A 25,007-nucleotide genomic window follows, 5' to 3' on the forward strand; every position below is an offset into this window, starting at 1 on the left:
TTAAATCCAGAAGTAGGAATTAACTGTTCCCTTTATATACTTTTAATTTCTGACCAATACGTAAGTTAGATCCCTTCAAATTATTATCTGATTTTAGGCGGCTAACACTTGATCCTTTATATTTTTGAACAATATCAGATAAGGTATCTCCTTTTCTCACCGTATGCGTTACATAGCTTAGACTGGTCTTCTTTGCTACGCTCGTTTTAACGGCCGCTACGACCTTATTAGGCAGTTCATCGTCCATAGACTTCGCTACAACAAGATTGCGCCCTAGAACGGAGGAATTAGCGTTTAATCCATTCCATGCACGAAGGTTCTGTACAGTAACCCCATATTTATAGGCAATAGACTGCTGCGATTCACCTTTTTGTCCACGATGATACTTCGTTTCCTCAGGATCAGCTGCTGCAAGTACAGCTTTTGTTTCTACTGCAGGTTGGGAATATAATGCCGAGTAAATCTCCGAATCGCTCATTTCGCGTTGAAAAGGCAAGACCAAACGTCTAGGCTTTTCTACTGAAGCAGTTATTTGACTACGCTTGAAAGCTGGATTGAATTCTTTTAAGACCTCCATTGAAATCCCTAGATTCTTAGCCAGATTATCCAAACTAATGGATCGATCCAACATCATGACTTTACTCTCCATTTGAAGGTTATTCGACTGCGCATTTAAGCCATACAATTCAGCATGGTTCAACACGTAGGTCATCGCTACAAACTTCGGGATGTAATTTTGGGTTTCTTTAGGTAAAAATGGAGACAATTCCCAATAGGTTGGGCTATTCATGCCTGAACGTTGAATCGCTCGGCGTACGCAGCCACGACCACAATTGTAGGAGGCAAGTGCCAATAACCAATCGTTAAACTCGTCGTAAGCTTCTTTCAAATAGGTAGTAACTGCATAAGTGGAGGAATACACATCCTTACGCTCATCATAAGCCCCATCCATGGTCAAGTGGTACAGTTTGGCTGTTCCATAAATAAACTGCCAAGGCCCTAAAGCACCTGATGTGGAAAGTGTATGTGGATTTAAAGAGGATTCTACTACTGAAAGGTATTTCACCTCTTCGGGAATGCCTTGTTCGGCAAATATCTGCTCGTAGATCGGGAAGTAATAATCTCCTAAACCGAGCAACTTCTCCATATAAGGTTTGTAATTTCTGGAGATATACTTATCCAGATAAGCCTTTACACGACCATTGTATTCCAAAGGAACCGTCTTTTGAATTCTCTGGATACGCTGAGCGATATTAACATCTTCATCAGTAAATACGATGTTACCTCCATTTACGGTCTTGATGGAATCCAATTGTAACGAAATGGACTCTTTTTGTCTTTCAATTTGACCGATTAGGGTAGTTTGTACATTCTCGGTAAAACCGGAAGCTTCAATGGACACTTCTTGGGCATGGCCCAACTTAAGAAAAACACTTAAGCCTATTGTCACTAGGAAACTAATCTTTTTGTTCATAAGTATTGTGGGTACTGGTAAACTTTAGTTTTTAGTTCTTCGCTAATCGTTGGCGAACTGTTTACATATTTTTGGTTAGTTCATCCTTTCGGATTTTTTTATTCAATGCTACTTTAAGTAACATTTCTCAGGATAAAACCCTTTGTTTTAGCCCTGGGATACAAATAAAAAAAGTTTCATTAAACAGGTCTTGTCTAATGAAACTTCTCTTAATTATGGATAACAATCACAATTACGCTTGGTTATTGTTGGTATTGTTATTCGTTGTTTCTTCTTTTGCATTAGGATCTTCTTTTTGGCCCTCTTTAAATTCCTTAACGCCACGACCCAATCCACGCATCAATTCAGGAATTTTCTTACCCCCAAATAATAATAATGCCAGTACCACAATGATAATGATCTCATTTGTACCGATAAATAATAACCCTGATGTGTACATATTTAATAATTTACTAATTCTTCCTTAAAGTATATCTAACAAATATAGATATAAAAATATAAATAACCTGTAACTATCTTGCTATCCACTGTGTAGGATTCACCGGAGTTTGTCCTTTGAAAATGTTCAAGTCTACATAGGAATAACCTGCTTCTGAGTCAGAATCTGCAGCCCCCAATACGGTTCCAGTCCCTACTTTTTGTCCTCGACTCACATTGGATGATTTCAAGTTGGAGTACACCGAGAAGTATTCCCCGTGCTGTACAATTACGGCTGTGGTTCCCATATTAACGACCTCGATTACCGTTCCTTCAAAGATGGCTTTTACAGGTGACCCGTCTGATGTACGAATACGGATGTAATCATAGAAGTCATGTACGCCACGTTCAACCACTACAGATCCGAAGTTACGAACGATATTACCCTGCGACACTGGCCATGGTAATCGACCTCGGTTTGAAGAGAATCCTGCTGACAACTTCGCTGCCTCAGGTGTAGAGTTCAATACGGCAGAACCTGTTTTCTTAACAACTTTCTTCTCAGCTTCAGCAACCGTTGTTCCTGATTTTTTAGCCTCGGCTTCAACTTCTCGTCTTCTACGTTCTTCCGCTAAACGACGAGCAGCTTCCATTTCACGGGCAACCGCTGACTTAATCCGAGCATCCAAACGCTTACGCTCCTGTTGTTTACTTGACAATTGACCGCGGAATCCACGCTCCTCTTTCGCCAATTTGTTTAATTCGCTCGAGTGTGCCGCTTTATCCTTGGCAATAATGTTACGCTCCTTCTCCTGTTCTTTTAACAATGCCTGTTGCGTTTGCTTATCTCTTTGTAACTGGGCTAGTTTAAGTTCGATTTGTTTTTTATGGCCTTCAATCTCTGAAACCTTCACCTTTCGTGCATCGGTAAACTGCTGTAGATACTTGACACGTTTAAAGGCTTGGTTGAAATCTTTGGAGGCGAAGATGAACATCATCTTGTTGTAACCGTTTTTATTGCGGAAGGCAAAAAGAATCATCTTTTCATAGTCCTTACGCAGTTTCTCCAACTCTTCCTTGAGTTTTTCAACGATCTTATTGTTGGAGTTGATGTTGCTCTGTATGATACGAAGCTCACTGTTGATGGTTCCGATTTTATTTTCACGAAGGTCCAATTGCTTACTTAAAGCCGCCACCTCGCGTTGTGAAAGTATCTTCTCTGCTGTTTTGGCGGTCAATACTTTTTGAAGGTCAGCAATCTCCCGATCAATTCGCTCACGTTGTTTTTTCAGTTCGGCGCTACTTTGTCCGTAACTGAAACTTACGAGAAATAATACGGAAATAATGCTTAATACTATCTTTTTAAAATCCATGAACCACTTTATTCTATTCTTGTCGCTAATTAAAACTTCCAAAAATAAGGATATACTCCATACGAAAACAAAAAAATGAATAATTTATTTCCGAACCAAGGAGTTACTAATTAATTGATAACCTTATAGCTGGACGGCACTTTGAACGGCATTTCTGCTGTTGTGTTAAATTCGGCCTTATTATAAGCCAGGTCTGAATTGACTTTTACGCCATCTCCTTCAATGTTTAACGTGAAACGATTCGGAAAATTGTAACCCCCGATCATCTCATAATCGCTATAGGTAGCCTCCAGTTTATTGGATTTACCCAATTCCATCAAATTGAAATTAAATGGTCGGTTGGCATTGTTCACTCCATAATGAAAGGTCAAGCCATCGCGAACACCAATAATCTGTACATCATCCGTACTGCTCGCCACTTGCAACTGTTCGGTTCGTAACATCTCCACCGATATATTCCCCAACAAAATATCCTCTAACATTTTATAGCTAATATTCGGATTGGTGTATTTATAGATATAGGAAAAAGGCTTAGCGATATATTCCCCTTGCATTTTGTTCATGATCTTTACGCTGTCAGGAGTGATCATCACACGTGCAGCTTCAATACCTAGCAAGGCAGTAACTGAAATCCAAATCGCCTTTCCTCGATCAATTCTCAGGTTTAAAGTCACATTCTGGGAATCCTTACCCATCTGTACCTTTGCTTTGGCTCTGCCGCTGAATGTATGGTAATTCAAATTACTCAATTCGAAATTCTTCAACAGCTGCTCATTATTCGTTGCCTTAGGCAAGGTTGAATCTATCTTTACGGTTCTTTTTTTAGTCCCACATGCACTGATCAGCATGAGTACCGCCATAAAGAAACTTAGTTTAGTCAATATATTTCTTCTCACTTATTTTCTTTTTTAACTTATCTACATCCACCGATCCTTTGTTGGTCATGCTCAAGGCCCGCTCCCATTGTTTAACTGCTTCTTTCGATCGGCCTAATTGAATGAGTATATCTCCATAATGATCAAGCAAAGTTGCCGATGTCTCCGAATTCTTTAACGCCAACTCAATCCAATAAAGGGCTTCCTTGTACTTAGCCTGTTGAAATAAAACCCAAGCATATGTATCTTGAAATGTTCCGGAATTTTTCTCCAGTTTATTTGCCTGTTCTGCATACTTCGCTGCTTTATCCAATTTCTCCTTTCTAAGGGACAAGTAATAGGCATAATTATTCATGGCATTGGTGTTTGCACTGTCTAATTTGATAGCTTCCTCATAGGCTACATCCGATTCTGCATACAGTTTCAACTCATTGTATAAGTCTCCTAAGGAACTGTAGATCATCGATTGCACCATAGGATCATCATTAACACTTCGGTCTAAGGCAGCTTCTAAAAACTTCCTTGCCTCAGCATGATCCTTTTTCATCATATGTGCCACCCCAATAAAATAAGATAGCATCACATTTCCTGGATGACGTTGTAAGCCTTCCATTCCATCGGTAATAGCTAGGCTAACTTTGTTCATGGCCAAGTCTATATTGACCAGTTTTCGCCAGGCATCAATTAATTGTGGCTGCATGGCAACTGCTGTTAAATAAAGCGAACGTGCCTGATCCATTTCGCCTTTTTGCCAAAGTACATCGCCTTTGAACATGTGCGAATCAGCAATACGCGGATATTTTAACACGAGGAGGTTGGCTAATTCCTGCTTTTGATCGATGCTGAAATCCGCTGGCTCATTCATGACTTTAAACATCGCACGGTGCTTATCAAAGTAATTTACCGTTTCCGACTCAAAGGCCTTCTTCAGGCTTTCATAAGCTGGTTTAGATTTCTTCTGCGCCAAATAGGCATCCGCAAGATCCAAATACAGCAAGTCATCCTTACTGTTTTGCAAACCTTCTTCCAAGACAGCTAATGCATCCTTAAAATTTGAAGCATCAACATAAACATAGCTTAAGCTGCTGTACACCTGACGAATCTGGGTTTTCTTCTCTCGCCAAGGCTTTAAGGCTTCTGCCGCTTCCCGCGGACGATCCAAATCCATTAATATCTCCGCCTTTAACACATCTAAGGTGTCGGAGACACCAAATTTAGCTTTAGTCTCATCATAAACCTTTAATGCTTCCAAGGAGAGCTTGGCGGAATGCATCAGCATGATTTTTTCCCGATATAATTGCGGGTTATCTTTTTGGTCTGCTATTAATTTATCAAGAAAAACGATAGCATCCTCATAATCTTCACTGGCCTTATAGAGTTCAAGAAGGTGATTTTTGTACAGCATATTCTCCGGGGATTTCTCCACAGCCTGCTCTGCAGCAGGAATAGCTACATCAAAATTCCGTACTTGTGCATACAATAGGGATTTGGCATAATATAAATCTGAACCATTGGGGTATTGCTGCAACGTTTCCTCAATTATTGCCAATGCACTGGCAATATCACCTTTTTTCAATTGACTTTCTACCGCTGCCAATTGGGCTTTATAGCCATTATCATTCTTTAAATCCTGCGCAAATACGACCTGCCCAATGCTTAGCATTAAACCCAACAACAACGATTTGCTCCAAAAATTCTTTCTCATCGAAACGTCCAATTAACATTTACCTAATCCTTCGGCCCTTCCTAGACCTAGCTAAAACAAGGTAATAAATTAATTTTAAAGAGCACAAAAATCAAGAAAAGTTTAATGACCTCCTATTTAAATAATGTTAATTAATCGAAAAACCGCATTCGTAATGACCCTATAGATCAAAAACAACAACAAGAACAAGGCTTACGGTTTACCTCTAGTTTTCGATGATATTCCTTAGGGATGACTTCGTTACTCCAAGGGAATTCCTTTGAATCTGATAGGGATCTTGTTCGGATCTCGTTCGCTTCTAACCGAACGAGATCCGAAGGAGTTCCGAACAAGTTCCGAAGGAGATCCGAATAAGTAGCGAATAAAACCCCTGTGAGAGATGTTGAGACTACAGACAAAAGACAGCAGAAATAGATGTGAGATATAGCGGTCGATGCATGCATCGACCCTACAAACAATCGTGTTTTTATTATTCCAAACCACCGTAACTGTAGGGTCGAAGCATGCTTCGACCGCTTCTATAAAATCTCATAAAAACATACAATAACGCAAAATAAAATCAAATTTGAAATGAATGTTGGCTTTAAAGATATAGTCAAAAGTTCACTCAGCAAGCTTGGCGATGACGCTGTCTTGAGGGAGGAAGGTGAGACTCCTCGCTTCGCTCTGAGTTGCAAGGAACGTTATTTATCACCCTTTCTATCTCAAATCTCACATCTCCTATCTAACAGCGCAGTGGTCCCACTTCTCTATGTGATTAGGTTGCCAAAATAACTGAAGAAAAGGGATAAAATTTCTTTTGACAATTGAAAATAAATATTGTACCTTTGCAGACCTTATTGTAGTGATTACAGAAGGGATAAAACAATATTAATTAATTAAATAAAAGCAAGTGAATACGTTAAGTTACAAAACTGTCTCTGCTAACAAGAACACCGTTAACAAAGAGTGGATCGTTGTTGACGCTGAAGGCGAGATTTTGGGGCGCTTGGCCAGCGAGATTGCTAAGGTAATCCGTGGAAAACACAAGCCTTCATTCACCCCACACGTAGACTGTGGAGATAACGTGATCGTTATCAACGCAGACAAAGTTAGAATGACTGGAAACAAATTAGGCGACAAAGTATATGTTCGCTACACCGGCTACCCAGGTGGTCAGCGTTTTGTTTCTCCGAAGGAGTTGATGGCAAAACACCCAGAGCGCATCATTGAGAAAGCGGTACGCGGGATGTTACCTAAGAATCGTTTAGGACGTCAATTATTTAAAAACCTTTATGTATATGCTGGAACTGAGCATAAGCATGAGGCACAGAATCCAAAACCAGTTAAATTTTAAGGAGAACGACCATGTCAACAACTAACACTTCAGGAAGAAGAAAAACTGCTGTTGCCCGCATCTACTTAGCAGCTGGCGACGGAAACATTACCGTAAACGGTAAAGATTATAAGGTATATTTTCCAACATTACCTTTGCAATACATTGTTACTCAATCTTTATTGGTAGCAGAGTCTCTTGCAAATTTTGACATTAAAGTTAACGTTCAAGGTGGTGGGGTAAAAGGTCAAGCGGAAGCAGTTCGTTTAGCGATTGCAAAAGCATTAGTAGAGCTTAACCCAGAGGTAAAACCTGCATTACGCGCGAAAGGTTTAATGACACGTGATGACCGTATGGTTGAGCGTAAAAAACCAGGACGTCGTAAAGCACGTAGAAGGTTCCAATTCAGTAAACGTTAATATTAGGAGGATCAAAAAATGGCAAGAACAACATATCAAGAATTATTGGATGCAGGTGTTCACTTTGGTCACCTTACTCGTAAGTGGGATCCGAAAATGGCTAAGTACATTTTCATGGAACGCAACGGTATCCACATTATTGACTTGAACAAAACGCTTACGAAGTTAGATGAGGCTGCATCAGCAATCAAACAAATCGTAAAATCAGGTCGTAAAGTATTATTTGTAGCGACAAAGAAACAAGCAAAAGAAATTATCGCTGAACAAGCAAAAGCAGTAAACATGCCTTTCGTAACTGAACGTTGGTTAGGTGGTATGTTAACTAACTTCGCGACAGTACGTAAATCGATCAAGAAAATGTCTAACATCGACAAGATGCAAAAAGACGGAACTTACGATGTATTGTCTAAGAAAGAGAAGTTAATGATACAACGTGAGCGCGTAAAATTAGAGAGCCTATTAGGTGGTATCGCTGATTTGAACCGTTTACCTGCAGCTTTGTTCATCATCGACGTTAAGAAAGAGCACATTGCAGTAGCAGAAGCGATGAAATTAAACATCCCTACTTTTGCAATGGTTGATACAAACTCTGACCCTACAAACATCGATTTCCCAATCCCTGCGAATGATGATGCGACTAAATCCATCAGCTTAATCGCTAGTGTAATTGGTAAAGCAATCACTGAAGGATTAGAAGAGCGTAAGCGCGATAAAGAAGAGGACGCGGAAAAAGAAGCAGCAGCGGCTAAAGCAGCTGTAGACAATGGTGAAGCTACTGAAGCGACTCCAGGAAAACGCACTCGTAAAGCGAAAGACGTAGAATAATTTTATTCTAACCTATAAGCCGGATAGACAAGTGTTGGTTTCTGGAAGATGAACTTCCTTTTACCGCCCCTGTCTTTCCGGTTTTTTGCTAACAAGCAAAATCCATAAGCCCGAAATTGGCTTGAAGAAGCTAAAAAGAGGGGGAAAATATTAAAAATTAACATACTGTTGTTTTACTGTAAACAGGATGTTAACACATCAATTGTAATTTTATAAAAAAAATACTATGTCAGTACAAATTTCTGCATCAGATGTAAACAAATTGCGTCAACAAACTGGCGCTGGTATGATGGACTGTAAAAAAGCCTTAGTGGAAGCTAATGGTGATTTCGAAGCTGCTGTAGACTACCTACGTAAAAAAGGTGCTAAAGTTGCTGCTAGCCGTCAAGACCGCGATTCAAACGAAGGAGTAATCATTGCTAAGGCATCAGCTGATGGCAAATCAGGTATCGTAGTTGAAGTAAACTGTGAGACTGACTTCGTAGCTAAAAACGCTGACTTCGTAGCATTCGCAGAATCAGTTGCTGATCTTGCATTAGCAAATAACCCAGCTACTTTGGAAGACCTTAAAGCATTAGAAATCGGTGGTGTTAAAATCGCTGACGCTTTGATCGACCAAACTGGTAAAATCGGTGAGAAAATCGACGTTTCTAAATACGAGTCGGTAACAGCTGAGAAAGTTGTTGCTTACATCCACGGTAACTACCGTTTAGGTGTATTAGTAGGTCTTTCTGCAGATGTTGCTGGAGCTGATGAAGCTGGAAAAGACGTAGCTATGCAAATCGCTGCTATGAACCCAGTTGCTATCGATAAAGATGGTGTTGATTCTAAAACTATCGAGCGTGAGCTTGAAATCGCTAAAGATCAAATCCGTGCAGAAGGCAAACCAGAAGAAATGGTTGAGAAAATCGCTGCTGGTAAATTGAACAAATTCTACAAAGACTCCACTTTATTGAACCAAGAGTTCGTAAAAGATTCTTCTAAGAACATTTCTCAATTCCTTGACTCTGTAGCTAAAGGATTAACTGTAACTGCTTTCAAACGTGTACAATTAGGCGCGTAAGCTAGTAACTCATAAAAAAGCCCCCATTCCGAAAAGGAATGGGGGCTTTTTTTATGGGAGACCGCTGCGCTATTAGATGTGAGATATAAGACCGCTTCGCTGTTGGATAGATAATGGGAAAAAAGAATGGGGTAAATTAGACATTTACAACTCAGAGCGAAGCGAAGAGTCTCACCTATCCCCCACAAGATCTTGTCATCGAATCGAAGATGAGAGAACTTCAAGCTATACACGTTTTAAAGCATTTATATTTAAGCGGTCGAAGCATACTTCGACCCTGCAGTTATGGTGGGTATAAGATATTAAAATCACGAATGTTTGTAGGGTCTATCCAAGCATCGACCGACATCTAATGTATATTCAAATCTGTTTTCTGAATTCTGTTATCTAAAAAAATGGGCGGACATTCCGTTCGTTCTCGTTAGGGAATAAATCCCCTTTCCTCAAACTCACTCAGTACCGCCCCTACCTAACGTGCTACCTAGTAAGCTTGCTTTTAGGCGATTAATTGCTGCCCAGCTTCGGGCAATACTAAATTCAGTGGGATCTCTGCTTGATTTAAAATGGTATTTAATAATAGAAAATCCTTTACACTGTCTCAATTCTCACATCTAACAGCGAAGCGATCTCATATCTCATATCTCACAACTTTTCCTTATTTTGCTACTAAATTTTATGCTGGGTATGAGAGTTAAGCAAATCAACAACAATTCCATCAATCAGATCATGCTAATTACCATAATCATTTTGATCTGTATTGTCATTTTTAAGAATCTATATTATTATTTACCTGGATTCTTAGGGGCTATTACCCTTTATATTCTTTTTAGAAAGGGGTATTTTACCTTGACTGAAAAGAGAGGTTGGAATAAGATTTTGACGAGTTTGCTGTTCATCCTACTCTCTCTGGTATTTATTGTATTGCCGATTTGGGCGATTGTAGATTATTTGGTACCGCAGATAAGTTCTTTTGCGAATAATACGGATAAAATTGTTGCACAATTTAACCTGTTGAAGGAATATATGTCGGACAAGCCTTTCCTAAAGGATATCGACATGTCTGATGAGGCATTGCTGGCGATCTTACAGCGTTTTACCAAATATGTCCCGAGTATCTTGAACTCCGTGGCTGAAATTACCATCAATATCTTGGTTACTTTCTTTGTGCTGTACTTTATGCAGGTTCATGGTCGACGAATGGAACAGTATATTGTGAAAGGGATTCCATTTTCTCCTAAGAGCAAATCGGAGATTTGGACAGAGGTCGATTCTATGGTTCGATCAAATGCTATCGGTATTCCTATTTTAGGGCTTTGTCAAGGCGTTGTTGCTATGCTGGGCTATTGGATATTCGATGCGGATAATTTTATCTTGATGGGCATCTTAACAGGAATAGCATCCATTGTACCTGTCTTAGGGACCATGACCATCTACGTGCCTTTAGGGATAATCACCCTAGCAGCAGGTCAAACAGGAAATGGTATTGGTATTTTACTTTATGGCTTCCTATTGGTGGGAAGTATTGATAATATCTTACGCTTTACAATCCTTAAAACTTTGGGTAATGTCCCTCCCCTTATAACCTTATTTGGGGTGTTGTTGGGATTGAAACTCTTTGGTATGTTGGGATTGATATTCGGTCCATTAATCCTTTCGTCTGTTGGGGTACTTATTAAAGTGTATGCCAATGAGTATGGTAAAGGGAGTCCTATACTCCTGGAGGAGGATTATAAGAACACCCCATAAAGATTATCAAGAATTTGTAAGCTTTGCTTTCAATTTTCCTATTTAAGTCATAAACAGCTATAGACTGATTTATATCCTATTTTTCTAGGGATAAGTTGTTTACATTGTATAAAAAAACGCAATACTTATGAAACAACTTGATAACAAAGTGGCCATTGTGACTGGTGGTGCTTCAGGAATTGGGAAGGCTATCGTAGAATTATTCGTGAAAGAGGGTGCGAAGGTGGTCATTTCCGATGTGAATGATAAATTGGGGAATGAATTAATCAACAGCCTTGGCGATGCCGATGTTATTTTCATCAAAGCGGATTCTTCATCAGCTGCGGATAATCAAAAGATTGTAGAAGCTGCCATTGAGAATTTTGGTGCTTTACATATTGCGGTCAACAATGCGGGGATTGGTGGTGATGCTGCTCCTGTTGGCGAGTTATCCATTGAAAGTTGGAATAAAGTTATCAATATCAACTTAAACGGCGTTTTCTATGGTATGCATTATCAGTTGCCTGAAATCGCCAAAGTTGGTGGTAGTATCATCAATATGGCTTCTATCTTAGGTTCCGTAGGATTCGCTAATTCTTCTGCATATGTAGCTGCAAAACATGGCGTAGTTGGATTGACGAAAACTGCCGGTTGGGAGTATGCCACAAAAGGCGTACGTGTCAATGCCATTGGCCCTGGTTTTATCAGTACACCATTAGTAGAAAATGCCATGAATGAGGAGAGTTTAAAATTCCTGGAAAGTCAACATGCTTTTCAACGACTGGGTAAACCTTCTGAGGTTGCTGAGTTAGCATTGTGGTTAGCATCGGATAAATCATCCTTTGTAACCGCATCATATTATCCGGTAGATGGCGGATATTTAGCCAAGTAATAGTATATTAATTTTGTATATTGAAGGCATCTACCATATGGGGATGCCTTTTTTTGGCGAAGATAAAATACAGCAAGAAACGGATTTTATTTTCCTGGAAAAGGATAGAAATTTGGGTATGGAAAAAACACAACAAGAATTGAATTATGAGCGCATTGCCTCGGCAATCACATATCTTCAAGACAATTTTCAGAAAAAGCCAAGTTTGGATGAACTGGCCGAACATGTGCATTTAAGTCCATTTCATTTTCATCGTTTATTTACCGAATGGGCGGGTACAAGTCCAAAGAAATTCTTACAATTTCTTCAGTTAGAATATGCTAAAAAGCTCCTTCGAGAAAAAGAATATAACCTGTTTGACACGCATGTACTCACTGGTGTCAGCAGTACCAGCCGATTGCATGATTTATTTGTTCACATCGAAGGAATGAGTCCTGCCGAATTCAAGCAAGCTGGAGAAGGCTTAACTTTATCGTACAGCTACCAAAGTAGTCCGTTTGGGCAATGCTTATTAGCATCTACCGATAAGGGCTTATGTTATATGGCCTTTATCAAAGACAAAGAACAAGGAATCGCAGATCTCCAGAAACGATTTAAACAAGCACAGCTGAAGGAAGAACTCACACCTATTCATACCGAGGCTATGCGTATCTTCGATCAGGAGGATGGTTCATTAGCAAATATAAAACTACACCTGAAAGGCACTGCCTTTCAATTGAAAGTATGGCAAGCTTTATTACAGATTCCTACAGGAGAAGTTAGGACCTATCAAGCTATTGCAGAGCAAATCGATAAACCAACAGCTTCTAGGGCTGTGGGTACAGCTATTGGGCAGAACCCCATTGCTTTTTTAATCCCTTGCCATCGGGTAATACAGCGTTCAGGGCATACTGGAGGTTATCATTGGGAACCGATCAGAAAGACCTTAATGTTGGGCTGGGAACAGGCACATACAACAAATAGCAATGACCATGAAACTATTTAACGAGGCAGATCCGCAACGTAATTACCTGCCCTATGATGGGACAGTGAATTACTATGGCGTCATAACGGATAAACAGGATTATTTTTACGATGTGCTATTGAAGAAAGTTGCTTGGAAACCTGATCAGGCAATCATTTTCGGTAAGCATCTGGAAACAAAAAGAAAGGTGGCCTGGTATGGGGACAAACAATTTGAATACAGTTATTCCGGCATTCAGAAAGTGGCCATGCCCTGGATTGAGGAGTTGCTTGAACTCAAGGAAATGGTGGAATCGGTATCTGGTGATAGTTACAATTCCTGTTTGTTAAATCTCTATCATGATGGGTCTGAAGGTATGGCTTGGCATTCCGATGGTGAAAAGGACTTAAAGAAAAATGGTGCCATTGCTTCCCTCACCTTTGGTGCTGAACGTAAGTTTTCCTTTAAGCATAAACAAAGTAAAGAACGGATCGATATGCTGCTGGAGAATGGCAGTTTACTGGTCATGAAGGATACAACGCAAAGCCATTGGATGCATAGACTCCCTCCCACCAAACAGCTTCATGGACCTAGGATAAACCTAACATTTCGAACCATTGTCGCTCTCTAAAGACTATCGTGGCTAGCATTTAAGAGAAAATTTGTACCTTTGCCTAACACAAAGAAAAAAATCTATATGTAATATTCAGTTCTTTCCGCCCATTCACACAGTTTCCATAAAGGAAATGTTGATTGTTTTACCCTTTAGCGAAAAGAGTTATGCTGATATTACAAAAAGCCACCTATATACATCCAAATAAAGAGGTCCTTTTTCAGGATCTAGACTTTGTAGTCAATAAAAACGAGAAAATTGCTTTAATTGGCAATAATGGAACTGGTAAATCAACCTTGTTAAAGATAATTGCCGGACAATTGCCTTTAAATTCTGGGCTGTTGCAGGTTGAGGCCATTCCCTATTATATCCCTCAGAACTTAGATGCTTATCAAGATAAAAGTATCGCGGAAGCATTAAGCATTTCGGAGAAATGGATTGCCCTGCAGGAAATACTAGCTGGAGAAGCCAATGAGCACAACATGGAGATCCTCAATGATGACTGGACTTTGGAAGATCGAGTACTCCAAGCTTTAGAAAAATGGGACTTAGCTGATATTACATTGGATACTTCCTTATCCCAATTGAGTGGAGGTCAGAAAACGAAGGTATTCTTAGCTGGAATATCCATTCACGAACCTGAATTTATTCTATTGGATGAACCAAGCAATCATTTGGATAAACCTGCAAGAAAGCAATTGTATGATTTTATAGCAAACAGCAATTCGACCATCCTATTGGTGAGCCATGATCGACAACTGTTGCAGTTGATGCCCTATATGGCTGAGTTATCTCAAGGAAGCATAAAACGTTATGGTGGGAATTATGATTTCTATGTAGAGCAAAAAGAAATCGAACAAACATCCTTGAGCAATCAGGTACAGAATCAACAAAAGGAATTGCGAAAGGCGAAGGACAAAGAAAGGGAAGCGATAGAGCGTCAAAATAAATTGAATGCTAGAGGGAAGAAAAAACAGGAGGCAGCAGGAATCCCTAAGATTCTGATGGGTGCCTTGAAGAACAAAGCTGAAGGTAGTAGTTCCAAACTGAAATCGGTGCATGAGGATAAGATATCGGGTATTCGAAGTCAATTAAGTGATCTTCGCGCTCAATTACCAGAGATTGATCAGATGCAATTCAATTTTGATGAATCCGGCCTACATCTAGGGAAACTGTTGATTGAAGCAAAGGAAATCAACTATGAAATAAAGGATCGTATGCTCTGGAAGGAAGATATATCCTTGCAAATACGATCAGGAGAACGAATTCACATCCAAGGGGCGAATGGCAGTGGAAAAACTACGCTAATAAAAATGCTCTTGAATAAATTGGAACCCTCCAAAGGCAGTATTCAGTCTAATACCAGGAGATATATTTATATTGATCAGGAGTATTCTTTGGTACAGACAAATTTGTCGGTTTATGAAATGGCACAATCATTTAACAACAGTGGTTTGCAGGAGCATGACATAAAGATACGCTTAAACAGATTCTTATTTGGTAAAGATGCTTGGGACAAAAGCTGTCTGAGTCTAAGTGGAGGAGAAAGGATGCGCTTATTGTTATGCTGTTTAAATATCTCCACCCAGGCACCGGATATTATGGTACTTGATGAACCTACGAACAACATTGACTTGCAAAACATCATCATTCTCACGGAAGCTCTGAAGAATTTCAAAGGAACGATATTGGTCGTATCCCACGATGAAAATTTCATATTGGACTTACAAGTGAACAGGGAAATCAGCTTATTATAAAGGATTACTTTTCACCAATTTTGATATAGGCCGCACCAATAAATATCTTGTTTTTAAATTCGAAGGAATCCTTGTTTGTTTTCAGTGAATCCATTAAACCATTCATATCAAATCCAACCTTTTCATTTGATATTTTTTGCACCCGATAACCATAAGGTTCTAGGATTTGGTAATATTAAAACAATTTGATGATTCAACATATTTGTAAAGTAGCAGATCACAATAAACACTATGAAACATCTCTCCATTTTATCCATTGCATTAATGATTAGTATGAATTTGAATGCTCAACAGCCACTAACTGCAGAGCAATCCGACCCAAAGGTGATGGGTTGGATGCAAGGCTTTCCACCTGCAAAAGACAGGACTGTATCTCTATTTGATGGTACTTTTTTTGAATTTCCTGCATTGCGTTATAGCGTATGCCATATGCGAGAATTCTTTCCAACTAAGGTTGTAAAATCGGCAGATAATGACCGTTATCAATTTGATGAGGCTCTTGATTCTTCAATCAGTAAAATAGAGTTTATGCCCTTAGGAGAAAAGAAAGCGATGACTTTTGAGGAATCCTTAGCGAAGAATTATACGGATGGTATTTTAATCTTACATAAGGGCAAGGTAGTTTATGAGCGCTATTTTGGGGAATTAACTGCAGATGGAACCCATGCCGTCATGTCGGTTAGTAAGACTTTTACAGGAACATTAGGTGCAATGCTCTTAGCTGAAGGAATACTGGATGAACATAAGCTGGTGAAAGAATATGTACCTGAACTTGCGAATTCAGCTTTTGGGGATGCTACTGTACGTCAGGTATTGGATATGACGACCTCCTTGGATTACAGTGAGGATTATGCTGATCCAAAAGCAGATGTATGGATCTTTTCCGCTGCAGGCAACCCTACTCCTCTGCCTAAAGATTATACAGGCCCTACTAATTATTACGAATACTTGGAAACTGTAAAAAAAGCAGGTGAACACGGAAAGGCTTTTGGTTATAAAACGATTAACACGGATGCTATGGGTTGGATCATTAGCAAGGTGACAGGCAAGAGCATTCCAAATCTCTTATCAGAGCGTATATGGAGACCTATAGGCGCGAATTTCGATGGCTACTACCAAATAGACCGCGCAGGGATTGCCTTCGCAGGAGGAGGCTTTAATGCCAATCTACGTGATCTAGGCATGTTCGGCGAGATGATTCGTAAAGACGGATATTTTAATGGCAAGCAAGTATTGCCTAAAGCTGCTATAGCAGATATCCGTAAAGGAGGAAATCAGGCTGACTTCGCCAAAGCGGGATACAGCAATCTAAAGAATTGGAGTTATAGAAATATGTGGTGGATGAGCCATAATGCTAATGGCGCATTCTCAGCACGAGGAGTACATGGTCAAACCATCTACATTGACCCTAAAGCGGAGATGGTTTTTATTCGATTAGCCTCTCATCATACAGCAAGCAACACGGCTAACGATCCTTATTCCCTACCAGCCTACCAAGCTGTTGCTGATTACCTTATGAAGAAATAAGAAAGCATGGACTAGTTAACATATTCAATATTTTAGATTAAATGGACATATAGCAAAAACCTGTTCACTAAATGGACAGGTTTTTATTATATGTCCAAATATTGGTGAAAAATGAACATATAGTATAAATGTGTTCATTAATTGGACAGGTTTTTACCCAATCTCCAAGATTAGATCATCGTTCTTAACCATAGTACCCTTTTTAAGTTCCAGGTGTTTGACTACACCAGCAACAGTGGAAGTCACAGTAGTTTCCATTTTCATGGCTTCAATGACAAACAAAGGCTGATTGGCAACCACTTCATCACCTACTGAAACAAATAGATCGCACAATAAACCTTGTAATGGAGAACCAATTTCATTTGATTTTGAAGGGTCAATTTTACGATTGACCACCTGTTTTATTTGTAATTTACTGTCGTGAATTTCAATACTTCGGGTTTGACCATTCAACTTAAAGAAAACAGTTCGATTGCCCTCAATATCCGCCGGTCCAATGGAAACTAGCTTAATCAATAAGGTTTTTCCTTTATCAATTTCAATGATCGTTTCATCTCCGGGTTGCATACCATATAAAAACACCAAGGTTGGCACAACGGAGACATCACCATATTCCCGGTAATGACTCAGGTACTCTTGAAATACCTTCGGATAGAATTGGTAGCTGAGGTAATCGTAGAAGGTTCTGTCTTCACCATATTGCTTTAGGAAAGCTTGAAAATCACTATCTAAATCCAAAGGAGCAATATGTAGATTCGGCCTATTCGTATAGGCTTCCTGATCTTTGAGAATTATTTTCTGGATATCTTTTGGAAATCCACCCTCTGGTTGACCAATATCACCACGGAAGAAAGAGATGACCGAATCAGGAAAAGACATGGTGCTTCCGAAGTTTAAAATAGCATCTTCTGTCAAGTGATTAGCTGTCATAAACTGAGCCATATCTCCTACAACTTTAGAGCTAGGCGTAACTTTCACAATATTTCCAAATAGCTTATTGGCCAAAGCATAGTTCTTTTTGATTTCAGGTATTTTATCACCCAATCCTAAACTAGTAGCCTGTTGTTTCAGATTAGAAAATTGTCCTCCCGGAATTTCATGGGTAAAAACATCGGTAGAAGATGCCTTTAATCCCGACTCAAATGGCTCATAATAAGTTCTAATCGCTTCCCAGTATTCGCTATATTCGTTTAAAGATTCTTTATTGAAAGGGTTCTCCCGTTCATGGAAGCTCATCATTTCAATAACAGCATTAAGGTTTGGCTGTGAAGTCAAACCCGACATAGAACCGAGGGCACAATCAACCACATCTACTCCTGCTTCTATAGCTTTCAAATAGGTGGCTGTTTGAAGAGAAGAAGTATCGTGTGTATGTAAGTGGATTGGGATATTTATCGTATCCTTCAATGCGGTAATTAATTCCGATGCTGCATAAGGTTTTAGAAGACCAGACATGTCTTTGATCCCTAGAATATGGGCTCCAGCATTCTCTATTTCTTTTGCCTTACGCAGGTAGTATTCCAGGTTATATTTTTTATTATCCGGATTGAGGATATCTCCCGTATAGCACAAAGCTCCTTCTGCGAGACCTCCAGTCTTTTTACGGACCATAGCGATGCAGGGTTCAATATTTTCCATCCAGTTTAAGGAATCAAATATACGGAAGACATCTACCCCCTTCTCCCAACTCTTCTCAACAAAGGCTTCGATTAAATTATCCGGATAGGCAGCATATCCGACACCATTACAGCCTCGAATCAACATTTGCAACAGGATATTTGGAATAGCCTTTCGTAGATTAGCCAATCGTTGCCAAGGGTCTTCTTTTAAGAAACGAAGACAGACATCAAAGGTAGCTCCTCCCCATACCTCCATACTGAATAATTGTGGATGTGCTTTAGCAAAGCCTTCTGCCACTTGCATCATATCGTATGTTCGTATGCGTGTAGCCAATAAGGATTGATGTGCATCGCGAAAAGTTGTATCGGTATAATGTATTTTCTTTTCATTCTTTAACCAATTACAGAATCCCTCAGGCCCTAACTCGGTCAATAAATCCTTCGTCCCTTTTGGATGAGGAGCAAAACTATCCACTATCGGAATACGCGGTGACTCACTCTTTATTTCCCACTTCTCTCCTTTTAGATCCGGATTACCATTTACGGCAATATGGCCTAGAAAGGATAGTATCTTCGTTCCTCTATCTTTCTTTTTAACAAATTGAAAGAGTTCAGGGTGATTCTCAATGAAGTTTACTGTAGCACTTCCGGATAAGAAAACAGGATGTAGGATGAGGTTTTCTAAAAAGCCAATATTGTTTTTAACACCTCGGATTCTAAATTCGCGGAGTGCTCTATCCATACGCTTAGCAGCTTCTTCCAGGGAATTACCTTGGGTACTGATCTTAGCTAACATGGAATCAAAGAAAGGACTGATACGCATTCCCGGATAAACACTACCTTCATCCAATCGCACACCAAATCCTGCAGCATTGCGGTAGGTAATCAAGGTTCCATAATCAGGTTTGAAGCCTTCTTGTGGATCTTCTGTGGTGATCCGGCATTGAATAGCAAAACCATGAAGTGGAATTTCCGATTGCTGACCAATTCCTAGAATTGGATCATCAAGTCTATATTGATCTGCGATATAAAGTTGTGTTTTGATGAGGTCTATACCTGTAACCATTTCCGTAACGTTATGCTCCACCTGAATACGTGGATTTACTTCTATGAAATAGGGTTTACCGGTTTGATCCACCAAGAACTCCACTGTACCAACATTATTAAATCCAGAAGTTTTAGCGATAGCAACGGCATAAGCATAGAGCTGTTCCTTGGTTTCGGTCAATAGATTAGCTGCAGGAGCCATTTCTACTACCTTCTGAAATCGCCTTTGAACAGAGCAGTCACGTTCATAAAGATGAACCACATTTCCATGTGCATCAGCAACTATTTGGATTTCGATATGCTTTGGATTCTCGATAAACTTCTCTAAGAATACAGTTCCATCACCAAAAGCATTCAAGGCTTCTTTACTGGCACTGGAAAAAGACACCTCTAATTCCTGATCCGAACGAACAACCCGCATTCCTCTCCCCCCACCTCCGGCAGCAGCTTTAAGCATTAAAGGATAGCCTATCCTATTTGCCTCAGACAAAGCATCATTTAGGACATTTAATGGAATCTGGCTACTTTCAATAATTGGGACTTCAGCTTGCTGTGCAATTACCTTAGCTGAAACCTTATCTCCCAATAATTCCATGACCTCTGCAGTTGGTCCAACAAATTGAATCCCTTCTTCTTTACAGCGTCTGGCGAAGTTTGGGTTCTCCGACAGGAATCCATAGCCTGGATGGATAGCATCTGCATGACATTTTTTGGCAACCGCTATTATAGCTTCAATATCCAAATAAGGTTTTAGGGGTTCGTCTTGTAATCCAATCTGATAGGATTCATCGGCTTTATAGCGATGCAGCGAATAGCGGTCTTCATAGGTGTAAATGGCCACTGTTTCTAATCCTAACTCATTACAAGCACGACAAATACGAATGGCTATCTCACCACGATTTGCAATAAGGACTTTCTTTAAGTTCATAGGTGCTATATTCTTAGTTTTGTTTGTTTTATCGACGGCAAAACTAACGATAATTCCAATCCTTTCATTAAAATAATTTAACTAGACAGGTGTATAATATACACTAAATGAGCCAATTATATAAGCAAATAACCTTGGTCAAACCATTTAGCTAATGAAATTTAAAATCAAAGAAATATTTAAAACTGAAATAATTATTCGAAAATTAGATTAGGCTGAAGTTGAAAAATTGCAACAGTTTTTTCTCCTGAATAATCGATAGTACACTCAGGAAGAGTATAAAAATCAAATCATATTTTTTTCCTTAGTTGAAATAGGCTTAATAAATCAGCAGAATATTTTAAAGGCATTAAAAACGAGGGTAATATATTAATATTTGATTTACATAAATTTAATAATAACGCGTATTTATTTCATTTGACATTCAATATATTTACAGTAAATAAATCACACTATGAAAATCAAGTTATTAATAGCATTTTTAATTTTTTCAATCCCTACCTTTTCCATTGCACAGGAGAACTCGGGCATTAAAGAAATGATCAATTCATTAACAAAAAATGCCATAAGAGATAGTACAGACAAAACAATCTATCATTTAATGGATGAATTATTCCAAGAAACGCTACAGTCAGATAACCTAAATATTTCTCAGGAAACAATTGCTAAGTTGGACAAGATCGCGAAAAGTGATCAGGCCAAAAATAAACATTTGCTGATTTTGTTGCTGCTATATCAAAACTTTACAGAGCAATCCGTACGAACGGGCCAATCAAATCGACAAATTCAATTGGAAATACTCCATACCTTATCTGATGAATATTCAAATTTATACAATCAAATTCCAGTGATTATATATATTTATTTAGCCGAATCATATAAAGCAAATAAACAGAATGAAGAGGTTGTAAAAACACTTAATGTATCTAGAAAATTATATCCAGATGCTATCCCCTTGAAAGTGTATCAATTCATGGAAACAAAGGATGAAACACTAAAAGCTGATATTCTTAAAAACCATAAGGACCATTGGTTAGTAAAGCAATTCATAACTAGGAATTAGAATTGGAAAGTTTGGCGATTTTTTATTTAGTTTCAGCATAAACATTAGCTAATTAGCGGATGCTGAATTAAAAACAAAATAGATTAAAAACGGTTAATTCTATTTGGAGAGGGTCACTTGACGAGAGAAAGTCTGACGGAATAGCTGTTTTTACTATGGATTATAGATTGAACAGAAAAATCTTAATCATAATCTAACTAAATAATTTAGATTATGGAATTACCAAAATTTATATTCTGTCCGAACGTGTATAACCTTAATATTTTTGTTGAGTAAGATGGGATTTGTTCTGCATGCAATGAAGAAAGGCATCTAAAGTATGACAGTTCCTTCTACAGTGTTGAAGAGCCAGAATATATTTGTCCATGGTGCATAAAAAATGGTGAAGCAGCTGAAACTTTTGAAGGAGAATACAAAAATCTATAAAATCAAAAAAGCCCATCTTTCGATGACCTTTTTTTCCAGTAGCGGGGAGCAGGATCGAACTGCCGACCTCAGGGTTATCAATCCTGCGCTCTAAACAGCCATTTTATCCACATTTGAGTAATAAAGACTAATCAACCAGCACAAAAACAAAAGAAATATCTCGCGTGAGTCTTTTATCTTTTATTGTCATAGCTGACTCAAATTTACTAATAATAATTTTAGTCAACGGAAGTCTATTTTCTTTGACTATACCTCTTTATAGTCAAAGATTGTGTTTAATTTCTAACATGGAAAATACAACAAACCGGAATAGGGTCAAGAAGCTAAATCCCTAAGGAGAAATCGATCTTTGGAAAAAAGGTCTAAATGACATTAAAGAGTAGCTTTTTCAGACAACACTACATAAAAGGATAAAAATATTGTCTGCAAATATCGAATAATAAATTACCAGACACTAACAATTTGGATCACAGATTTTTTATTGGCATAAAAAAAAGGAGACAACCTGTATATGGTGTCTCCTTAAGTAGCGGGGAGCAGGATCGAACTGCCGACCTCAGGGTTATGAATCCTGCGCTCTAACCATCTGAGCTACCCCGCCGTTTTTCGGTATGCAAAGATAGTAATAAGGAACAACTTTCAAAGAAAATTTAAATAAAAATATGCGCTTTTTAGCCCTGTAACCAACCTCAACCTCCAAACCTATTTATAATCAAAAAGATAGCCTATTGCATTTTAAAGTATGCTTTGCACTAAAATGTTCCCTAAAACTGTTTTAGCAGGATGTTAATAAGCCCCCTTGTGTTAAAAAAAAGATGATTACTATTTTTTTAATAACGGAATAAATCATTATTATTACAGAAAGTCGGGTGCGGGGGGCACTCGCAAACCTTGATTACTAACAATATTTTAAAACGATCTACTTAGAAATAATATATGTCAGATAAAACTAAATTAAACCTTGAATATGTATTGAATTCTTCACCAAGGATTTTGTTCCCATATCTACAGGAGCCTAACGAGTTAGCGCAATGGTTTGCTGATGATGTCAACTTCCATGATGGGATATATGAATTTATTTGGGACAACGAATCACACCGTGCTAAACTCATCTCTGTTAAAGAAAACAAGAGTGTGAAGTTTAAGTGGTTGGACGATGAACCTTACTACTTTGAAATTGAAATTATTCAAGATGAATTGACTAATGATGTAGCATTAGCTGTTACAGACTTCGTTAAAGATGATAACCTCGAAGACAGAAAACAGATTTGGAATAACTCCATAGGATATTTACAAAGAGTTATTGGAGCTTAAAGCTTTTCTCTTATACCCGATAAGCCGTAAAACCCTTATCGGGTATATTGTTTCTAAACCGAAACAATCTACATCTAACCGCAGCAAAACCCATCCAATTTCCCTTATCATTAACGCTTTTATAACACTTAAAGCCTGATAAAAAATGTATCTTTGCAAAAATCCACAGCAATTTAAACATTGGAAATAAGGATTAGGCGAACAACAGCATGAAAAAAATTCATTTATTGATATTACAAGCATTCATCAAACCATTCTTGGTGACATTCTTTATTGTGATGTTTGTCTTGCTGATGTTATTCCTCTTCAAATATATCGATGACCTGATTGGTAAAGGTTTCCAATGGTATGTTATTTTAGAGTTGCTGAGTTACCAAAGCGCTGTTCAATTAAGTATGGCCCTTCCCCTATCCATGTTACTATCGTCCATTATGACTTTCGGTAATTTGGGTGAGAGCTATGAATTGGTCGCTATTAAGGCAGCAGGGGTATCCTTACGTAAAGCAATGACGCCGCTCTTTGTGGTTGTGGGACTCTTCAGTGCCGGATCCTTCTTTTTCTCCGATTACATCCTTCCTGTTGTCAACCTGAAAATGGGATCCCTATTATACGATGTTCGTAAGAAAAAAGCCGATTTCTTAGTGAAACCCGGTGTATTCAACAGTACTATCCCGGGCTATTCTATTCGTGCTAAAAGCAAAAACGAAGAAGGAACGATCCTTTACGATTTGATGATCTATGAGCACCCTTCAGGAGGAACTGCCAATAATGTCATCTTTGCTAAAGAGGGCTATATACAGAACTCGGCGGATAACAAATACATGTTGCTGGAGTTAATAGATGGTGTACGATATGAGGATAAAAATGTCGAAAACGCTAAACGATACGATCCTAGACAACAATTCACTCGTTTTCGATTCAAAGAAACAACCAAGAAGTTTGATATGGAAAGCTTTGCCTTCAACCAGACTGATAAGGACTTGTTTAAAGATCACCACCAGATGCTGAACCTAAGGCAATTGAAGCATTACTCCGACTCCAATAGGGTTGCATTAGATAGTATCTCCAAAGTAAATTATCTAGAAGGAAAGCGTTATATCAATTTCTTCTCTCCTTATTATCACGAGAATAAATCGAAGTTAGTACCTGCCAAGGTTAACCTTGCTGACCTGGAGAAAATGACAGACCGTAGATCGGCTATCAGTAATGCTATAGGACAAGCAAGACAAATCAAAGAGAATGCGGAGATAAGGAAACAGGAATATTTACCTTATGCCGATAAGGATATTAAATACGATATTGAGTGGCATAGGAAATTTACGCTGGCTGTATCCTGTCTTTTATTATTTGGTATTGGAGCACCTTTAGGTGCCATCATCCGTAAGGGTGGTTTAGGGCTCCCAGTCGTTATGGCGATCATTTTCTTCCTGATCTACCACGTTATAGCAACAGTGTCTGAGAAGGCCGCAAAAGACGCTAGTTTGGCTCCTATGTGGGGCATGTGGATGGCCATAATTGTCCTTACCCCATTAGCCATATTCTTGACGTACAAATCGACAACAGATTCTAAACTATTTGATGCCGATCAATATAAAATGAAGTTAGAGGCTCTCTGGAAAAAGATAGTCGCCTTTTTCAACAAAAAGAAACAAAATAATGAGTTAAGCAAGTCTTAACTCATTATTCT

Annotated in this window: 21 protein-coding genes and 1 tRNA gene; 14 read left to right on the forward strand and 8 right to left on the reverse strand. The window is 38.8% G+C overall.

The features are described 5' to 3' along the window. Nucleotides 1–19: 19 nt before the first annotated feature. The 5 genes from ABD676_RS01450 to ABD676_RS01470 form a co-directional block, all read right to left on the reverse strand. On the reverse strand, nucleotides 20–1,474 hold the full coding sequence (locus ABD676_RS01450) for a lytic transglycosylase domain-containing protein (RefSeq protein WP_344672894.1): 1,455 nt from the start codon (nucleotides 1,472–1,474) through the stop codon (nucleotides 20–22). A 232-nt stretch (nucleotides 1,475–1,706) separates the two neighbouring features. Next, entirely contained in the window at nucleotides 1,707–1,913 is a 207-nt protein-coding gene (locus ABD676_RS01455) for a Sec-independent protein translocase subunit TatA/TatB (protein ID WP_344672895.1), read from the reverse strand. Between the two features lie 73 nt (nucleotides 1,914–1,986). Then, nucleotides 1,987–3,264 (reverse strand): murein hydrolase activator EnvC family protein, encoded by a 1,278-nt coding sequence (locus tag ABD676_RS01460; protein ID WP_344672896.1) that lies wholly within the window; start codon nucleotides 3,262–3,264, stop codon nucleotides 1,987–1,989. 110 nt (nucleotides 3,265–3,374) lie between these two features. Then, complete coding sequence (gene lolB1 / locus ABD676_RS01465; protein ID WP_344672897.1) at nucleotides 3,375–4,160, reverse strand: lipoprotein insertase outer membrane protein LolB1; 786 nt, start codon at nucleotides 4,158–4,160, stop codon at nucleotides 3,375–3,377. Continuing rightward, nucleotides 4,138–5,844, reverse strand: a complete 1,707-nt coding sequence (locus tag ABD676_RS01470) for a tetratricopeptide repeat protein (protein ID WP_344672898.1) — start codon at nucleotides 5,842–5,844, stop codon at nucleotides 4,138–4,140. The genes lolB1 and ABD676_RS01470 overlap by 23 nt, the downstream gene beginning before the upstream one ends. A gap of 892 nt (nucleotides 5,845–6,736) precedes the next feature. Between ABD676_RS01470 and rplM the strand changes: the two genes are divergently transcribed. From rplM to ABD676_RS01515, 9 genes are all read left to right on the forward strand, one after another. Further along, nucleotides 6,737–7,180 carry a 50S ribosomal protein L13 gene (gene rplM / locus ABD676_RS01475; protein WP_344672899.1) on the forward strand — a complete coding sequence of 148 codons (444 nt, stop codon included), beginning with the start codon at nucleotides 6,737–6,739 and terminating at the stop codon, nucleotides 7,178–7,180. An 11-nt stretch (nucleotides 7,181–7,191) separates the two neighbouring features. Beyond that, nucleotides 7,192–7,578, forward strand: a complete 387-nt coding sequence (gene rpsI / locus ABD676_RS01480) for a 30S ribosomal protein S9 (RefSeq protein ID WP_344672900.1) — start codon at nucleotides 7,192–7,194, stop codon at nucleotides 7,576–7,578. A gap of 18 nt (nucleotides 7,579–7,596) precedes the next feature. Continuing rightward, nucleotides 7,597–8,403, forward strand: a complete 807-nt coding sequence (rpsB, locus tag ABD676_RS01485; protein WP_344672901.1) for a 30S ribosomal protein S2 — start codon at nucleotides 7,597–7,599, stop codon at nucleotides 8,401–8,403. Between the two features lie 226 nt (nucleotides 8,404–8,629). Further along, the gene (gene tsf / locus ABD676_RS01490; protein ID WP_344672902.1) at nucleotides 8,630–9,466 is read left to right on the forward strand and encodes a translation elongation factor Ts; all 837 of its coding nucleotides are present in this window, start codon (nucleotides 8,630–8,632) and stop codon (nucleotides 9,464–9,466) included. 684 nt (nucleotides 9,467–10,150) lie between these two features. Next, a complete protein-coding gene (locus ABD676_RS01495; protein WP_344672903.1) occupies nucleotides 10,151–11,212 on the forward strand; it encodes an AI-2E family transporter in 1,062 nt (353 codons plus the stop codon). Nucleotides 11,213–11,339: 127 nt separating this feature from the next. Further along, nucleotides 11,340–12,083 carry an SDR family NAD(P)-dependent oxidoreductase gene (locus ABD676_RS01500; RefSeq protein WP_344672904.1) on the forward strand — a complete coding sequence of 248 codons (744 nt, stop codon included), beginning with the start codon at nucleotides 11,340–11,342 and terminating at the stop codon, nucleotides 12,081–12,083. A 118-nt stretch (nucleotides 12,084–12,201) separates the two neighbouring features. Next, complete coding sequence (locus tag ABD676_RS01505) at nucleotides 12,202–13,068, forward strand: methylated-DNA--[protein]-cysteine S-methyltransferase (protein ID WP_344672905.1); 867 nt, start codon at nucleotides 12,202–12,204, stop codon at nucleotides 13,066–13,068. Continuing rightward, nucleotides 13,055–13,657 (forward strand): alpha-ketoglutarate-dependent dioxygenase AlkB family protein, encoded by a 603-nt coding sequence (locus ABD676_RS01510; RefSeq protein ID WP_344672906.1) that lies wholly within the window; start codon nucleotides 13,055–13,057, stop codon nucleotides 13,655–13,657. The genes ABD676_RS01505 and ABD676_RS01510 overlap by 14 nt, the downstream gene beginning before the upstream one ends. Nucleotides 13,658–13,806: 149 nt before the next feature. Further along, nucleotides 13,807–15,396, forward strand: coding sequence for an ABC-F family ATP-binding cassette domain-containing protein (locus ABD676_RS01515; RefSeq protein WP_344672907.1), 1,590 nt, complete (start codon nucleotides 13,807–13,809; stop codon nucleotides 15,394–15,396). 4 nt (nucleotides 15,397–15,400) lie between these two features. Here the strand turns inward: ABD676_RS01515 and ABD676_RS01520 are convergent, their stop codons facing one another. Further along, complete coding sequence (locus ABD676_RS01520) at nucleotides 15,401–15,538, reverse strand: hypothetical protein (RefSeq protein ID WP_344672908.1); 138 nt, start codon at nucleotides 15,536–15,538, stop codon at nucleotides 15,401–15,403. An 89-nt stretch (nucleotides 15,539–15,627) separates the two neighbouring features. On the opposite strand from ABD676_RS01520, the gene ABD676_RS01525 reads away from it, so the two are divergent. Next, nucleotides 15,628–16,923 carry a serine hydrolase domain-containing protein gene (locus ABD676_RS01525; protein WP_344672909.1) on the forward strand — a complete coding sequence of 432 codons (1,296 nt, stop codon included), beginning with the start codon at nucleotides 15,628–15,630 and terminating at the stop codon, nucleotides 16,921–16,923. A gap of 153 nt (nucleotides 16,924–17,076) precedes the next feature. Here the strand turns inward: ABD676_RS01525 and ABD676_RS01530 are convergent, their stop codons facing one another. After that, the gene (locus ABD676_RS01530; protein ID WP_344672910.1) at nucleotides 17,077–20,517 is read right to left on the reverse strand and encodes a pyruvate carboxylase; all 3,441 of its coding nucleotides are present in this window, start codon (nucleotides 20,515–20,517) and stop codon (nucleotides 17,077–17,079) included. A gap of 454 nt (nucleotides 20,518–20,971) precedes the next feature. Here ABD676_RS01530 and ABD676_RS01535 point away from each other — a divergent pair, with 454 nt between their 5' ends. Further along, on the forward strand, nucleotides 20,972–21,580 hold the full coding sequence (locus ABD676_RS01535; protein ID WP_344672911.1) for a hypothetical protein: 609 nt from the start codon (nucleotides 20,972–20,974) through the stop codon (nucleotides 21,578–21,580). A gap of 282 nt (nucleotides 21,581–21,862) precedes the next feature. Next, nucleotides 21,863–22,006 carry a CbrC family protein gene (locus ABD676_RS18185; RefSeq protein ID WP_425565266.1) on the forward strand — a complete coding sequence of 48 codons (144 nt, stop codon included), beginning with the start codon at nucleotides 21,863–21,865 and terminating at the stop codon, nucleotides 22,004–22,006. 527 nt (nucleotides 22,007–22,533) lie between these two features. On the opposite strand, the gene ABD676_RS01540 is transcribed toward ABD676_RS18185, so the two are convergent. Further along, a tRNA-Met gene (locus ABD676_RS01540) sits at nucleotides 22,534–22,607 on the reverse strand. A 335-nt stretch (nucleotides 22,608–22,942) separates the two neighbouring features. On the opposite strand from ABD676_RS01540, the gene ABD676_RS01545 reads away from it, so the two are divergent. Next, entirely contained in the window at nucleotides 22,943–23,320 is a 378-nt protein-coding gene (locus ABD676_RS01545; RefSeq protein ID WP_344672912.1) for an START-like domain-containing protein, read from the forward strand. A 209-nt stretch (nucleotides 23,321–23,529) separates the two neighbouring features. Then, the gene (locus ABD676_RS01550; protein ID WP_344672913.1) at nucleotides 23,530–24,996 is read left to right on the forward strand and encodes an LptF/LptG family permease; all 1,467 of its coding nucleotides are present in this window, start codon (nucleotides 23,530–23,532) and stop codon (nucleotides 24,994–24,996) included. Nucleotides 24,997–25,007 lie beyond the last annotated feature (11 nt).

This window comes from Sphingobacterium kyonggiense (assembly GCF_039536825.1).
In the GTDB taxonomy this organism is placed as follows: Bacteria; Bacteroidota; Bacteroidia; order Sphingobacteriales; family Sphingobacteriaceae; genus Sphingobacterium; species Sphingobacterium kyonggiense.

Excerpts from the sequence above, each read along its gene's own strand:
- ABD676_RS01450 (WP_344672894.1), bottom strand. The coding sequence starts at position 1,474 with ATGAACAAAAAGATTAGTTTCCTAGTGACAATAGGCTTAAGTGTTTTT.
- ABD676_RS01455 (WP_344672895.1), bottom strand. The coding sequence starts at position 1,913 with ATGTACACATCAGGGTTATTATTTATCGGTACAAATGAGATCATTATC.
- ABD676_RS01460 (WP_344672896.1), bottom strand. The coding sequence starts at position 3,264 with ATGGATTTTAAAAAGATAGTATTAAGCATTATTTCCGTATTATTTCTC.
- ABD676_RS01470 (WP_344672898.1), bottom strand. The coding sequence starts at position 5,844 with ATGAGAAAGAATTTTTGGAGCAAATCGTTGTTGTTGGGTTTAATGCTA.
- rpsI (WP_344672900.1), top strand. The coding sequence starts at position 7,192 with ATGTCAACAACTAACACTTCAGGAAGAAGAAAAACTGCTGTTGCCCGC.
- rpsB (WP_344672901.1), top strand. The coding sequence starts at position 7,597 with ATGGCAAGAACAACATATCAAGAATTATTGGATGCAGGTGTTCACTTT.
- tsf (WP_344672902.1), top strand. The coding sequence starts at position 8,630 with ATGTCAGTACAAATTTCTGCATCAGATGTAAACAAATTGCGTCAACAA.
- ABD676_RS01495 (WP_344672903.1), top strand. The coding sequence starts at position 10,151 with ATGAGAGTTAAGCAAATCAACAACAATTCCATCAATCAGATCATGCTA.
- ABD676_RS01500 (WP_344672904.1), top strand. The coding sequence starts at position 11,340 with ATGAAACAACTTGATAACAAAGTGGCCATTGTGACTGGTGGTGCTTCA.
- ABD676_RS01505 (WP_344672905.1), top strand. The coding sequence starts at position 12,202 with ATGGAAAAAACACAACAAGAATTGAATTATGAGCGCATTGCCTCGGCA.
- ABD676_RS01510 (WP_344672906.1), top strand. The coding sequence starts at position 13,055 with ATGAAACTATTTAACGAGGCAGATCCGCAACGTAATTACCTGCCCTAT.
- ABD676_RS01515 (WP_344672907.1), top strand. The coding sequence starts at position 13,807 with ATGCTGATATTACAAAAAGCCACCTATATACATCCAAATAAAGAGGTC.
- ABD676_RS01525 (WP_344672909.1), top strand. The coding sequence starts at position 15,628 with ATGAAACATCTCTCCATTTTATCCATTGCATTAATGATTAGTATGAAT.
- ABD676_RS01530 (WP_344672910.1), bottom strand. The coding sequence starts at position 20,517 with ATGAACTTAAAGAAAGTCCTTATTGCAAATCGTGGTGAGATAGCCATT.
- ABD676_RS01535 (WP_344672911.1), top strand. The coding sequence starts at position 20,972 with ATGAAAATCAAGTTATTAATAGCATTTTTAATTTTTTCAATCCCTACC.
- ABD676_RS01545 (WP_344672912.1), top strand. The coding sequence starts at position 22,943 with ATGTCAGATAAAACTAAATTAAACCTTGAATATGTATTGAATTCTTCA.
- ABD676_RS01550 (WP_344672913.1), top strand. The coding sequence starts at position 23,530 with ATGAAAAAAATTCATTTATTGATATTACAAGCATTCATCAAACCATTC.